This is a genomic window from Microbacterium sp. M (assembly GCF_045181065.1).
GTDB lineage: Bacteria > Actinomycetota > Actinomycetes > Actinomycetales > Microbacteriaceae > Microbacterium.
Genome location: NZ_CP173721.1, coordinates 3,319,353 through 3,331,858, shown reverse-complemented (window position 1 = coordinate 3,331,858; position 12,506 = coordinate 3,319,353). Strand labels below are relative to the sequence as shown.

13 protein-coding genes are annotated in these 12,506 nt (G+C 69.7%); 11 read left to right on the top strand and 2 right to left on the bottom strand.

Features of this window, described 5'->3' with window-relative positions:
- Positions 1 to 2: 2 nt before the first annotated feature.
- Genes folE through ACI7YT_RS16210 form a run of 8 tightly spaced genes read left to right on the top strand, consistent with a single transcriptional unit; the run spans position 3 to position 6,107 of the window.
- A complete protein-coding gene (gene folE / locus ACI7YT_RS16245) occupies positions 3 to 611 on the top strand; it encodes a GTP cyclohydrolase I (protein WP_406246945.1) in 609 nt (202 codons plus the stop codon).
- Positions 608 to 1,411 (top strand): dihydropteroate synthase, encoded by an 804-nt coding sequence (folP, locus tag ACI7YT_RS16240; RefSeq protein ID WP_406246943.1) that lies wholly within the window; start codon positions 608 to 610, stop codon positions 1,409 to 1,411. Before folE ends, folP begins: the two co-directional genes overlap by 4 nt.
- Before the next feature lie 2 nt (positions 1,412 to 1,413).
- Positions 1,414 to 1,791, top strand: a complete 378-nt coding sequence (gene folB, locus ACI7YT_RS16235) for a dihydroneopterin aldolase (RefSeq protein WP_406246941.1) — start codon at positions 1,414 to 1,416, stop codon at positions 1,789 to 1,791.
- Positions 1,791 to 2,360, top strand: coding sequence for a 2-amino-4-hydroxy-6-hydroxymethyldihydropteridine diphosphokinase (folK, locus tag ACI7YT_RS16230; RefSeq protein ID WP_406246939.1), 570 nt, complete (start codon positions 1,791 to 1,793; stop codon positions 2,358 to 2,360). Before folB ends, folK begins: the two co-directional genes overlap by 1 nt.
- Positions 2,357 to 2,845: a DUF3180 family protein gene (locus tag ACI7YT_RS16225; protein WP_406246937.1), complete on the top strand. Its 489-nt coding sequence runs from the start codon at positions 2,357 to 2,359 to the stop codon at positions 2,843 to 2,845. Before folK ends, ACI7YT_RS16225 begins: the two co-directional genes overlap by 4 nt.
- Positions 2,796 to 3,392 (top strand): PH domain-containing protein, encoded by a 597-nt coding sequence (locus ACI7YT_RS16220; RefSeq protein WP_406246935.1) that lies wholly within the window; start codon positions 2,796 to 2,798, stop codon positions 3,390 to 3,392. Before ACI7YT_RS16225 ends, ACI7YT_RS16220 begins: the two co-directional genes overlap by 50 nt.
- Positions 3,389 to 5,428, top strand: a complete 2,040-nt coding sequence (locus ACI7YT_RS16215; RefSeq protein ID WP_406246933.1) for a PH domain-containing protein — start codon at positions 3,389 to 3,391, stop codon at positions 5,426 to 5,428. The genes ACI7YT_RS16220 and ACI7YT_RS16215 overlap by 4 nt, the downstream gene beginning before the upstream one ends.
- On the top strand, positions 5,418 to 6,107 hold the full coding sequence (locus tag ACI7YT_RS16210; RefSeq protein WP_406246931.1) for a DUF2520 domain-containing protein: 690 nt from the start codon (positions 5,418 to 5,420) through the stop codon (positions 6,105 to 6,107). Before ACI7YT_RS16215 ends, ACI7YT_RS16210 begins: the two co-directional genes overlap by 11 nt.
- A gap of 3 nt (positions 6,108 to 6,110) precedes the next feature.
- Here the strand turns inward: ACI7YT_RS16210 and ACI7YT_RS16205 are convergent, their stop codons facing one another.
- Complete coding sequence (locus ACI7YT_RS16205; RefSeq protein ID WP_406246929.1) at positions 6,111 to 7,925, bottom strand: DUF2207 domain-containing protein; 1,815 nt, start codon at positions 7,923 to 7,925, stop codon at positions 6,111 to 6,113.
- A gap of 57 nt (positions 7,926 to 7,982) precedes the next feature.
- Between ACI7YT_RS16205 and lysS the strand changes: the two genes are divergently transcribed.
- Positions 7,983 to 9,506: a lysine--tRNA ligase gene (gene lysS, locus ACI7YT_RS16200; RefSeq protein ID WP_406246927.1), complete on the top strand. Its 1,524-nt coding sequence runs from the start codon at positions 7,983 to 7,985 to the stop codon at positions 9,504 to 9,506.
- 12 nt (positions 9,507 to 9,518) lie between these two features.
- Here lysS and ACI7YT_RS16195 read toward each other — a convergent pair whose 3' ends face one another.
- Positions 9,519 to 10,646 carry a DUF4192 family protein gene (locus tag ACI7YT_RS16195; protein ID WP_406246926.1) on the bottom strand — a complete coding sequence of 376 codons (1,128 nt, stop codon included), beginning with the start codon at positions 10,644 to 10,646 and terminating at the stop codon, positions 9,519 to 9,521.
- A gap of 143 nt (positions 10,647 to 10,789) precedes the next feature.
- Here ACI7YT_RS16195 and ACI7YT_RS16190 point away from each other — a divergent pair, with 143 nt between their 5' ends.
- Positions 10,790 to 10,966 carry a hypothetical protein gene (locus ACI7YT_RS16190; RefSeq protein ID WP_406246925.1) on the top strand — a complete coding sequence of 59 codons (177 nt, stop codon included), beginning with the start codon at positions 10,790 to 10,792 and terminating at the stop codon, positions 10,964 to 10,966.
- An 83-nt stretch (positions 10,967 to 11,049) separates the two neighbouring features.
- Entirely contained in the window at positions 11,050 to 12,504 is a 1,455-nt protein-coding gene (gene cls, locus ACI7YT_RS16185) for a cardiolipin synthase (protein WP_406246923.1), read from the top strand.
- Positions 12,505 to 12,506 lie beyond the last annotated feature (2 nt).

The window sequence follows — 12,506 nt, the reverse complement described above, 5'->3', positions numbered from 1 at the left end:
TCGTGACCGTCGACAGGGAGCGGGTCGCAGCTCTCACCCGCGAGCTGCTCGAGGCGATCGGCGAGGACCCGGAGCGCCCCGGGCTCAAGCAGACGCCGCAGCGCGTCGCCGACCTGTACGCCGAGTTCTTCTCCGGCGTCGGTGAGGATGCCGCGACGCCGCTCGCCCACACCATCAGCGTCTCGCGGGGCCCGGCTCCCGAGACGCTGCCCAGCGGCGCGGTCGTGCTGCGCGACATCCGATTCCGCTCGGTGTGCGAGCACCATCTGCTGCCCTTCGCCGGACGGGCGCATCTCGCGTACCTCCCCGGCGAGCAGGTCGTCGGACTCGGCGCCCTCGTGAAAGTCGTCGAGATCCTCGCGACCCGGCCGCAGGTGCAGGAGCGTCTCGGCGAGCAGATCGCCGACACGATCGACGCGCACCTCGACACCCGTGGTGTGCTCGTCGTGCTGGATGCCGTGCACGGCTGCGTCACGATGCGCGGGGGACGCCAGCCCGAGGCATCCACCCTCACCATCGCCGCCCGCGGCGCGTACGCCGACCCCACGGCCCGTGCCGAGATCATCGCGCTGATCGCGGCATCCGCAGGCCTCGGAGCCGAACTGCCGTGACTGTCATCTGGGGCATCGTCAACGTCACGCCTGATTCCTTCAGCGACGGCGGGCGCTTCTTCGACTCCGCGCGCGCGATCGAGCACGGTCTTCGCCTGTGGCGCGAGGGCGCCGGCGTGCTGGACATCGGCGGAGAGTCGACCCGACCGGGCGCCGAACGCGTCGATCCGTCCGTCGAGCAGGAGCGCGTGCTGCCGGTCATCGCGGCGCTCGCCGCCGAAGGCGCCACGGTCAGCATCGACACCCTCAACGCGTCCACGGCGGTCGCGGCTGTCGAGGCGGGTGCACGGATCGTCAACGACGTCTCCGGCGGCCTGGCGGATGAGCGGATGCTCCCTGCCGTCGCCGGGACCGAAGCCGACTACGCGCTCGGCCACTGGCGCGGTCCGTCCGCCGACATGTACGCGAATGCGACCTATCTCCGAGCGGCGCGCGAGGTCGCCGGCGAGCTGCGCGAAGGCGTCGGCCGTGCAGCGGCCGCCGGCATCGCCCCGTCGCGCCTCATCCTCGACCCCGGCATCGGGTTCGCGAAGGCGGGGGACACGAACTGGGACGTGCTGCGCGGGCTGGACGAGATCACGGCCCTCGGCCACCGCGTCCTGATCGGCACATCGCGCAAGAGGTTCCTGGCCGAGGTGCTTCAGGTCGCCGCCGACGACGAGATCTCGCTCGAGCGCCGCGATCTCGCGACGGCTGTCACGAGCGCTCTCGCGGCTCGTGCCGGTGCCTGGGCCGTGCGCGTCCACGACGTCGCCGCCACCCGCGACGCCCTCGCCGTCGCCCGCGCCTGGGAGGGCTGAACATGCACCCCATCGATGAGATCTTCCTGGCCGGGCTCACGGCGTTCGGCCGACACGGCGTGTACGAGCACGAGCGAGAGAACGGCCAGGAGTTCACGGTCGATCTGCGGCTGAGCCTCGACCTCTCGGATGCCGCGGCATCCGACGACGTCGCCGACACCGTGCACTACGGAGAACTCGCCGACAAGGTCGTCGAGATCGTCGAGGGGGAGCCGGTCAACCTCATCGAGACGCTCGCCGAGCGGATCGCCGACGTCGCCCTCGCCGACGAGCGCGTGCTGTTCGCCATGGTCACGGTGCACAAGCCGCACGCCCCCATCGCGCATACGTTCTCGGATGTGTCCGTGACGGTCCGCCGCGGGCGTCCGGAGGCGCGCTGATGGTCCGGATGCCGCCCCTGCCGCCACTCGACCCTCGACCGGGCCGCGATGCGACGGTCGCCGTCGTCGCGCTCGGGGCGAATCTCGGCGACCGACGCGAGACCGTGGAGCACGCAGCCGCGCGCATCGCGCGACTGCCGCTGGTCGACGACGTGCGGCTGTCACCGCTGCACGAGACGGTCGCCGTCCGCCCCGAAGGGCCTGACCCCGATGCGCCGACCTACGTCAACGCCGTCGCGCTGGTGACGACGCGGCTGGCCCCGCAGGTTCTGCTCGGCATGCTGCACGCCATCGAGGAGGAGCACGGGCGCGAGCGCCGCGAGCGCTGGGGAGACCGGACGCTCGACCTGGATCTGATTACGTACGGCGACGTCACCTCCGACGAACAGCACCTGCTGCTGCCGCATCCGCGTGCCGCCGAGCGCCTTTTCGTGCTCGAACCCTGGCTCGATCTCGATTCGGAGGCCGTGATCCCCGGTCGTGGACGCGTGGCCGGCCTGGTGGAGGCACTGCGAGCGGATGCCGCGGGCGACCGCAACGGCGACGATCACGGCGAGTCCACCCGATGAGGCGCACGTCCGCCCTCGTGCTGATCGTGCTGGCGCTGCTGGGCGCGGCCGGAGGGTTCGGACTCGACCACCTGCTCACGGTCAGCGGGCGCGCGACGTTCACGCCGTCCTCCTGGCTGCCGGTGCTGCTGATCCTGCTCGCCGCCGCGTGCCTCGCACTGGCCTGGCCGGTGCGCCGCAGCGTCCGCGGACGCTCCGGCAAGCGCGTGGATCCGTTCCGCGCGCTGCGCGCGGCGACACTGGCGCGTGCCTCCAGTCTGCTCGGTGCCCTGCTCGGCGGCTTCGGCGCCGGCTTCCTGCTGTTCCTGCTGTCCCGTCCGGTCGGGCCGCCGGTAGGGTCGATGGTGGCGATGGTCGCACTCGTTGCGAGCTCCATCGTCCTCGTGGCGGCCGCGCTCGTCGCCGAACAGTTCTGCACCCTGCCGAAGGATCCTGATGACCGACAGCCAGACGAACCCTCCCCAGGAGCCGATGCCGGGCACTGACCACGGCCCGGCGCAGAGCCCCGTGCTCGACGAAGGCACCTACACCGGCATCCGCGAGCCGCGCGGTGCAGGCCGCCTCGCCCTCGACGGGCACTGGCACCAGATCTCGCCGCGCTACGTCGTGTCGCAGCTGGTGCAGAACCTCGTCTTCATCGCGGTCGTCGCCATCGCCGCCGGCGTGCTCAGCGCGATCATCGGCGAGATGTGGGTGTGGATCCCCGCCGGCGTCGTGATCCTGATCACCCTCCTCACCCTCGCGATCCTGCCGCGTCAGGCGAAGGCGATCGGGTACATGCTGCGCGCAGACGACATCGTCTTCCGCAAGGGCATCCTGTGGCAGCGCATGATCGCGGTGCCGTACGGGCGCATGCAGCTCGTCGACATCACGCACGGCCCGCTGGACCGCGCGTTCGGCGTCTCGCAGCTGAAGATGGTGACCGCCGCCGCGACGACCGGCGTGCAGATCCCCGGTCTCAGCCAGGCAGCGGCCGAAGCGCTGCGCGACACCCTGATCGAGGTCGCCGAGACCCGCCGGACCGGCCTGTGAGCGTCCCGTCCTTCGGCCCCTCCGGGCTGCCCGAACCCACTCCTCCGGCGGCGCAGACGCTGGGCGATGAAACCCTCGCCGACGGTGAATGGCACCGACTGCACCCGCTGACGCCGCTGTTCAAGGGCGGCCTGGTGCTCATCGTGCTGGCCGGCATCATCATCAGCAACTTCCGCGACCGCTTCATCTACTGGATCGTCAACCTCTTCACCCCTGACGAGGTCCACGTCGACGAGTACAGCAGCGGAGACCCGATCGACTGGGTGCTGGCGAACAATCTCATCCTGGTCGTGCTGCTCGCGGCCCTCGGGGTCGTGCTCGTGCTGTGCGCGGCGTTCTGGCTGGTCTGGCGGTTCCAGGAGTTCCGCATCACCGACGATCACGTCGAGGTGCGCAAGGGGATCATCTTCCGCTCCCATCGGCGGGCGCCGCTGGATCGCGTGCAGGGCGTCAACCTCACCCGTCCCTTCCCGGCCAGGCTCATCGGCATGGCGAAGCTCGAGGTGGTCGGCGCGGGCACCGACGCCAACGTGCCGCTGGAATACCTCTCGACTCCCAAGGCGGAGGCCGTGCGCGCCGACATCCTGCGCCTCGCCTCCGGCGCCAGGGCGGCGCGCGAGGCCGCCCGCACCGGGCAGCAGGTGCCGGCCACGAGCAGGCGCCAGCAGGTCGCGGGCACCGTCAGCCACGGCATCAACGGAATGATCGACGGCGTCGATCTCGCCGACGTCGCCCCGGAGAGCGTCGTGAAGATCCCGACCGGCCGGCTGGTCGGATCCCAGCTGCTCAGTGGTCTGCTGTGGTTCGTCTTCTTCGCCGCCATCTTCGTCATCGTGCTGGCGTTCACGATCCCGGCGATTCTCGCCGATGAGGGCGCCGGCGCCGGATTCGCGATCCTCGGCATCAGCCTCGGCATCGGCATCCCGATGGTGATCGCGGCCGTGGCGATCACCTGGGCGCAGATCTCCAAGTCGTTGCGCTATTCCATCGCGCCGACCCCGGACGGCGTGCGCATCACGTACGGACTGTTCACGACGGTCACTGAGACGATCCCACCCGGTCGCATCTTCGCCGTCGAGGTCACGCAGTCGCTGCTGTGGCGTCCGTTCGGCTGGTGGACGATCAAGATCAACCGCATGAGCGGCAAGAGCGCAGCCCAGCAGTCGTCGGGCAGCGCGCAGCAGTTCAACATCGTGCTCCCGGTGGGCAAGCGCGCCGACGTCGAGCGGGTGCTCGGGCTGATACTGCCCGACCTGCCGGGCGACGATGTGCCGCTGGTCTGGGAGCACGGCATCCTGGGCCCTGCGCAGGAGGACCCGTACGTGCGGATGCAGCCGCGCGCGTGGTGGCGCCGTCCTGTCTCGTGGAAGCGGCACGGCTTCGCGCTCACCGACTTCGGACTGATCCTGCGGCGCGGTGTGCTGTGGCGCAAGCTCGCGGTCTTCCCGCTGGCGCGCATGCAGGGCGCATCGGTCTCGCAGGGACCGATCGACCGCGCGCAGCGTGTCGCCTGGATGAAGGCGCACAGCGTCACGGGTCCCATCCTCGGCGAGATCGTCGGCATCGACGGCGCGCAGCTCATGGCCGCGTTCGATGACATGTCCCGCCGCACGTCGGCATCCGTCGAGCGGGATCGAGGGCACCGCTGGGCAGTGCAGTCGGATGCCGCGGTTCCGGATGCCCAGCCGCAGGCGTGGGCCGCGCCGACGTTCCGGCCGGCCGCGCCGGCCTTCATCGTGCCCGCTTTCGGGGCGCCGCCCGTTTCGGGTGGACCGGTTCCCCCGGTCGGACCGCCGGCGCCTCCGGCCGCCGTGCCGCCGCCCCCGCCTGCCGTCCCTGCGGTTCCGCCGCAGCCGGTGCCTCCTGTGGTTCCGCCGCAACCGGTGCCGCCCGTGGTTCCGGCGCCACCCGCGCCCGCGGCTCCGTCCGCAGCGCCTCCGGCGGCACCGCCTGCACCGCCTGCGGCACCGCCTGCACCGCCGGCGCCTCCCGCCGAGCCCACTGGCCAGCCGGAGGAGCCCCCGCGTGAATCGTGAGGGCCGCCTCGGCGTCGGCATCATCGGTGCGGGGCGTGTCGGTCCTGTGATCGGTGCGGCGCTCGCCGGTGCGGGGCATGCGATCGTCGGCATCACGGCATCGTCCGACGACGAACGCGTGTCGGCCGTGCTGCCCGATGTCCCGGTGCTCGACGCCCCCGAGGTGCTGCGCCGCAGCGAGCTCGTCATCCTCGCGGTGCCGCATGCTGACCTCCCGGACATCGTCGCCGGCCTCGCGCAGCTCGGTGCGTGGCAGCCGGGGCAGCTCGTCCTGCACACGGACCCGGCGTACGGGATCGGCGTGCTCGAGCCAGCGCAGCGCGCAGGGGTCATCCCGCTGGCGGTGCATCCCGCGATCACGTTCACCGGCACCACGATCGATCTGCGTCAGCTGCAGGCATCCTTCGCCGCTGTGACCGCGCCGGCACCGGTGCTGCCGATCGCACAGGCGCTGGCGGTCGAGCTCGGCTGCGAGCCGGTCGTCATCGCCGAGGAGGACCGGCCGGCATACGCGGAGGCGATCGCCACGGCATCCGAATTCTCCCGGTCGATCATCTCCCAGGCGACGGGCCTGCTGCGGGGGATCGGCGTCGAGAACCCCGGCGGGTACCTGTCGGCGCTGGTGCAGTCGACGGTCGAGCGCGCTCTGCGTGACGCGTCGGATCCGCTGCTGCCCTGAGGGTCAGCGTCCTCCCGAGAAGCCGCCTCCGCCTCCTCCGCCGGAGAAGCCGCCGCCGGTCGACCCTCCGAAACTCGATGAGCTCCCGCTGCTGGGTGAGGTGTACGTCGACGAGCCGGCGGTCGCGGTCGAGAAGCCGGCGAGCCGGATCGAGAGTCCGACGGCCGCGCCGTTGACCCACACCGGGGTCCGCTGGTCCTGCGCGTACGCGGTCTCGAGGACCGCTCCCCATTCGCGCTCCTGACCGAACAGGACGGCGTAGGGCAGCAGCAGTTCATACAGATGGATCACGTCGATCGTCCCGTCGGGGCGGCGCTCGGCCCCGGTGTAGGACTGCAGCATCTGCAGACGGTCCGCCTCGGCCACCCTGATGAACTCGCGCACCCCCTCGAGATGCTCGAGTTCGAGAGCGCCCTGCGGGGTCGGCACCGTCCGCGGAGACAGAGCTGCGATGAGGGAGACCACCACGCCGGCGCCCAGGAACGCCGACAGCAGGATGCCGGCGACCGCGCTCTCGCGGCCCAGCACGGCGCCCCAGATGCCGAGACCGAGACCGACCGCTGCCACGCCGAGCGCGATCCAGCACAGTACCGCGGCGGTGCGGCTGCGGACCTTCGTGGTGAGTCCGCGCGCCCTGGCCTCCTTCTGTCCGGCCTTGATCAGACCCTGCATGCGCTTCGCGAACGCGGAGCTCTCCTTCGGGATCGTCATGACGACGTCCGGCTCATCGTTGTTGAACACCGCCTTCAGGGCGCGGTGATCGAGGGGATCGGGGATCGGAGCGCTGAGTCGGCGGAGCCTGGGACGGGTCTGATCCTTCTTGTCCTCCGGCAGCTCTTCGAGGCGGACGAGTCCCCGCACGGCGAGGTGGATGATCTGCGCGGTGATCGGGTTGCGCGCACGGGGCACGATCGTGTTCGCGAGGAGCGGCGGCATCGATGTCGACACCTCGTACTGGGCGACGATGACACCCGTCGCGCGGCGGCGCGAGCGGACCATCGCCGACGTCGCGATCCATCCGCCCGCGGCCAGTGCTGCTGCGCCTCCGCTGGTCACGAGCGGGACGACGTCGGTGACAGGGTTCGGCTGCCGCGTGTCGGGCTGGACGACGGTTCCCGGTTCGAAGCCGATCGCGACGGAAACGCCCTCACCCGCGGCGAGGCTGTTCTCCGCAACAGTGGCCGTGTCGCCGTCGACGGCGATGCCGCAGCGGTCCTGCGATCCCTGCTCGCCGATGTAGCAGGCGGAGTCGCCGGTCAGCTGCGCGCTCAGCTCCGGAGCGAACACGATGTCGGCGGTGAATTCGTCGATCGGCTGCGTGCTGTCCAGTGGCAGGAGATCCCAGTAGAACTCGTCGAAGCCGTTGCGGGCGGCCAGGATGACATCGCGCATCTCATAGGTGATGACGTAGGTCGTCGGTCCGTGCACGAACTCGTCTGTTCCGGTGAGGATGTACAGGACGTCGTCGTCCTCCTCGGTCTCGTAGGGAACGGGTGCTCCGTCGGCATCCTCGACGGAGATCACGCGGGGCTCGGTCGACGCGCCCTCGTAGCCCATCGGGAGTCCCCGCACGATGCCGCGATTCTGGTCGATCTCGGGGAAATCGGCGGTCAGCGTCTCGGTGACCAGCATGGTGGCACGGCCCTCGTCATCGGTGCCGACCTGGTACTGCGCATCCCAGGACGCGTAGGAGAAATCGTTCACATCGCCGGAGACGGATGCCGGCACGGATGCCGCGGCGGCCGTGGCAGGCAGAGCCCATGCCGCGGCGGCGAAGGCGAGTGCGGCGAGCAGGCGGAGTCCTCGACGAGCGCTCATGGCTTCCACGCTACCCGCCCGCGATAAACTGACCGCTGACCTTGCAAGGAGCCCCGCATGACGAACGCGCCTGACGCGCCCGCCCCCGTCCCCAACGACGACGAGGACACTCACGAGCAGAAGGCCGTTCGTCTCGCCAAGCGCGAGCGTCTGATCGCGAAGCGTGCGGACGCCTCCGGCGGGGCGTTCCCCGTCGGGGTGCCGGTGACGCACACGATCCCGGCGCTGCGAGCCGACTACGGCGACCTCGAGGCCGGTGCCGAGACCGGCGTCGTCGTCGGCGTCGCAGGACGCGTCGTGTTCAGCCGCAACACCGGAAAGCTCTGCTTCGCGACCCTGCAGGCCGGCGACGGTTCGCGCATCCAGGCCATGATCTCCCTCGCGAACGTCGGCGACGAGTCGCTGGCTGACTGGAAGGAGTACGTCGACCTCGGCGACCACGTCTTCGTGCACGGCGAGGTGATCTCCAGCCGCCGCGGCGAGCTGTCGATCATGGCGGATGACTGGACGATCGCGTCCAAGGCGATCCTTCCGCTGCCGAACGCCTACTCCGAGCTCAGCGAAGAGGGTCGCGTGCGCAGCCGCTACCTCGACCTGATCGTCCGGGAGCAGGCGCGCACCACCGTCCGCGCCCGCGCGGCCGTGAATGCCAGCCTTCGCGCGACGTTCGCGAACCACGACTATCTCGAGGTCGAGACGCCCATGCTGCAGGTGCAGCACGGCGGTGCGTCGGCGCGGCCCTTCGTCACGCATTCGAATGCGTTCGACACCGAGCTGTACCTGCGCATCGCGCCGGAACTGTATCTGAAGCGCGCCGTCGTCGGCGGCATCGAGCGGGTGTTCGAGATCAACAGGAACTTCCGCAACGAAGGCGCCGACTCGACGCACAGCCCGGAGTTCGCGATGCTCGAGGCCTATCAGGCCTACGGCGACTACGACCAGATGGCCCAGCTCACCCAGGAACTGGTTCAGCAGGCCGCGATCGCGGTCACCGGCTCGACCACCGTGACGTGGGCGGACGGCACCGAGTACGACCTGGGCGGCGAGTGGGACCGCATCTCGATGTACGAGTCGCTGTCCGCGGCATCCGGACGATCCGTGACTCCGGACGATTCCGTCGAGGACCTGATCGCATTCGCCGAGCAGAGTGGCGTCGACGTCCCGCCGCAGGCGACGCACGGCAAGCTCGTCGAAGAGCTCTGGGAGCACTTCGTGAAGGGCGACCTCGTGCGCCCGACGTTCGTGATGGACTTCCCGCTCGACACCTCGCCGCTCGTGCGCGAGCACCGCTCGATCGAGGGCGTCGTGGAGAAGTGGGACCTGTACATCCGCGGCTTCGAACTGGCCACCGGGTACTCCGAGCTGGTGGACCCGGTCATCCAGCGCGAGCGCTTCATCGAGCAGGCCAAGCTCGCCGCGCGCGGCGATGTCGAGGCGATGCGCGTCGATGAGGAATTCCTCCGCGCGCTCGAGCACGGCATGCCGCCGTCCGGGGGCATGGGCATGGGGATCGACCGTCTGCTGATGGCCATCACCGGCCTCGGTATCCGCGAGACCATCCTTTTCCCGCTCGTGAAGTGACTCGGCGCGGCGTCATGCCGCGTCGTCCATGCGTCGATCGAACGCCCACTCCGGCAACGGACGGGTCCTGATGAGTTCCCTCAGAAGGATCCCGAAACTGTAGTCGGGGTCGATCGCGTGCACCTGCTCGAGGTACTTCTCGGAGTGCGATGGGCGCCCGAGCGCCCACGACAGCCACGCGGCGAGAGCGAGCGGACCGACCCGCCGCTGCCGTGGTGCGAGAGCAGCCAACGACCGCGCTGCGCGAAGCGCGGCGTGCAGCCGGGAGACGTCGGGACGCGGACCCGAGCCGACCATCACTCCCCAGCTCTGCGCGGAGGGCAGCGTGCCGGAGCGGCTGTGCGTCAGCTGGGACGCCAGCGCCTCCTGCCCCTCACGCAGATCACCTGCCCACTGCATGAGGGCGACGTCACGGTAGATCGGCCGTGCCAGCAGCCAGATCAGCGCCGCGCACGCGTAGGGCGGTGGATCAGCCGGGAGGTTCACGGCGGACTCGAACAACGCGGGGACGTCCTCGATGAGCATCGCGGCCGCGAACGCCTCCGGATGCTCTCGCTCGGCTTCGTCCTCGCGGCCCATGCGGGCACGGTGGATCACCTCCTCCAGCGCGATCAGCGCGCGCCCGACCTTCTCGGTCGTCATCAGGCCGTAGTCCGGCAGTGCCGTACCCGCAGACTGATCGCCCTCGATGCCGGACGCCTCTGGCGGGCGCTCGGCGGAGTGGATGGTGTCGAGCGGATGCAGCGCCGGTTCTTCATCGAGGTAGCGCGCCCAGCCCTCGGGCGTCACGCAGAGCGCGTCGACGATGCCGAGCCGCTGCTCCTCTGCGGCGACGAGCACGGCGTCGACGACGACGCTGTGCGGGAGGACGATGCCGTCCCTCGTGGGCTGGGCGATCTCATCGCAGTACACGACGAGGGCGACGGAATCCGTGCGCTCGACGCGACCGACCAGGGCGACGGCACGTTCGGCGAAGGCATCAGGATCGTCGTCGTCGGGCAGGTCGATGCGCAGCGCGCCGTACGTGCGCGTGCCCTCGAAAGGGGTCAGGACGATGCTCCGTGTCGGCGTGAAGCCGGCGAGGGCGGGTACGAGGCCCAGGAATTGCGCGGAACTGTTGGCTTTCATCACGAGTGTCATCACGCGAGTGTGGCAACGCGGGCACGGGCTGCAGGAGCGGAATCGGGGATTGTGGATGGATTCCGGCATATACGGATCTGTGCAGGGCGAGTGGGCCGACGACGGCGCGGCACGACCACAGGCGAGCGGCGTACGATGGAGGCATGGAGAGCATCTGGACCGCGGTCGCCTGGTCGATCCTGCCGACCCTCGCGGTCTGCGTGGTGTTCTTCTTCGTGCTCCGCGGCATCCTGCGCTTCGATCGCACCGAGCGCAAGGTCCACGCGCAGATCGAGGCCGAGGAGCGCGCGGCGCGCGGTCTGCCGCCGAAGGCGTCCTGACCGGGGCGCGTCCGACCCACCCACTACGCTGAGTCCAGGACCGGCGTGAGGCGGACGGTCCGGACTGCACGGGGGTGACGCGCATGGATGCCTGGCCCTGGTGGGTGCTCGCGGGTCTCGCCGTCATCGACATCGCCATCCGCATCACGGCGATCATCGTGGTGCCGCGCAACCGCAGGCCGACGGCCGCGATGGCCTGGCTGCTGGCCATCTTCTTCATCCCCTTCTTCGGGGTGTTCCTGTTCCTGCTGATCGGAAACCCTCGACTGCCGCGTGCCCGCCGTCGCAAGCAGCAGCAGATCAACGACTACATCTCCGAGACCAGCGAGCATCTGCACTTCGGCACGCTGCGCCCGGACGCCCCGGACTGGTTCGGCCCGCTCGTGCGCATGAACCAGCAGATGGGGGCGATGCCGCTCTCGGGCGACAACGGCGCCCACCTGATCTCCGACTACCAGGAATCGCTCGACGCGATGGCGGATGCCGTGCGCACCGCCACGAACTACGTGCACGTCGAGTTCTACATCCTGCAGTCGGATGCCGCGACCGACAACTTCTTCCGTGCGCTCGAAGAGACGGCGCGCCGGGGCGTCTCCGTCCGGGTGCTGCTGGACCACTGGGCCAATCGGTACAAGCCGCGGTATCGCCAGACCGTCGCCCGGCTGAACCGCATGGGCGCTGACTGGCATGTCATGCTGCCGGTGCAGCCGCTCAAGGGGCACATGCAGCGCCCCGACCTGCGCAATCACCGCAAGCTGCTCGTCGTGGACGGTCGCGTCGCGTTCATGGGATCGCAGAACGTCACCGATTCCACCTACAACCTTCCCAAGAACATCAAGCGCGGGCTGCACTGGGTCGACCTCATGGTCCGACTCGACGGCCCCATCGTGGCGAGCGTCAACGCCATCTTCCTGAGCGACTGGTACAGCGAGACCGATCAGGTGCTCTCGGACATCGACATCGCCCACGCGACGCAGGGCACCGGCGACCTCGACTGTCAGGTCGTCCCCTCCGGACCTGGATTCGAGGTCGAGAACAACCTGCGGCTGTTCCTGAGTCTGCTGTACTCGGCCAAGCGCAAGATCATGATCGTGAGTCCGTACTTCGTCCCCGACGAGGCGCTGCTGCTCGCCGTCACCGCGGCATCCGACCGCGGCGTCGAGGTCGAGCTCTTCGTATCCGAAGAGGGCGACCAGGCGATGGTCTACCACGCGCAGCGCAGCTACTACGAGGCACTGTTGCGCGGCGGTGTGCGGATCTGGATGTACCGCAAGCCGTACATCCTGCACACCAAGAGCCTCACGATCGACGACGAGGTCGCCGTGATCGGCTCCAGCAACATGGACATGCGCTCGTTCGGTCTCAACCTCGAGATCTCGCTGCTCGTCCGCGGCGAGGAGTTCGTCAGGGAGATGCGCCACGTCGAGGACGAGTACCGTCGCCTCAGCCGCGAGCTGACGCTGGACGAGTGGATGCAGCAGCCGCTGCGTTCGACCGTGCTCGACAACCTGGCGAGGCTGACCTCCGCCCTGCAGTGATC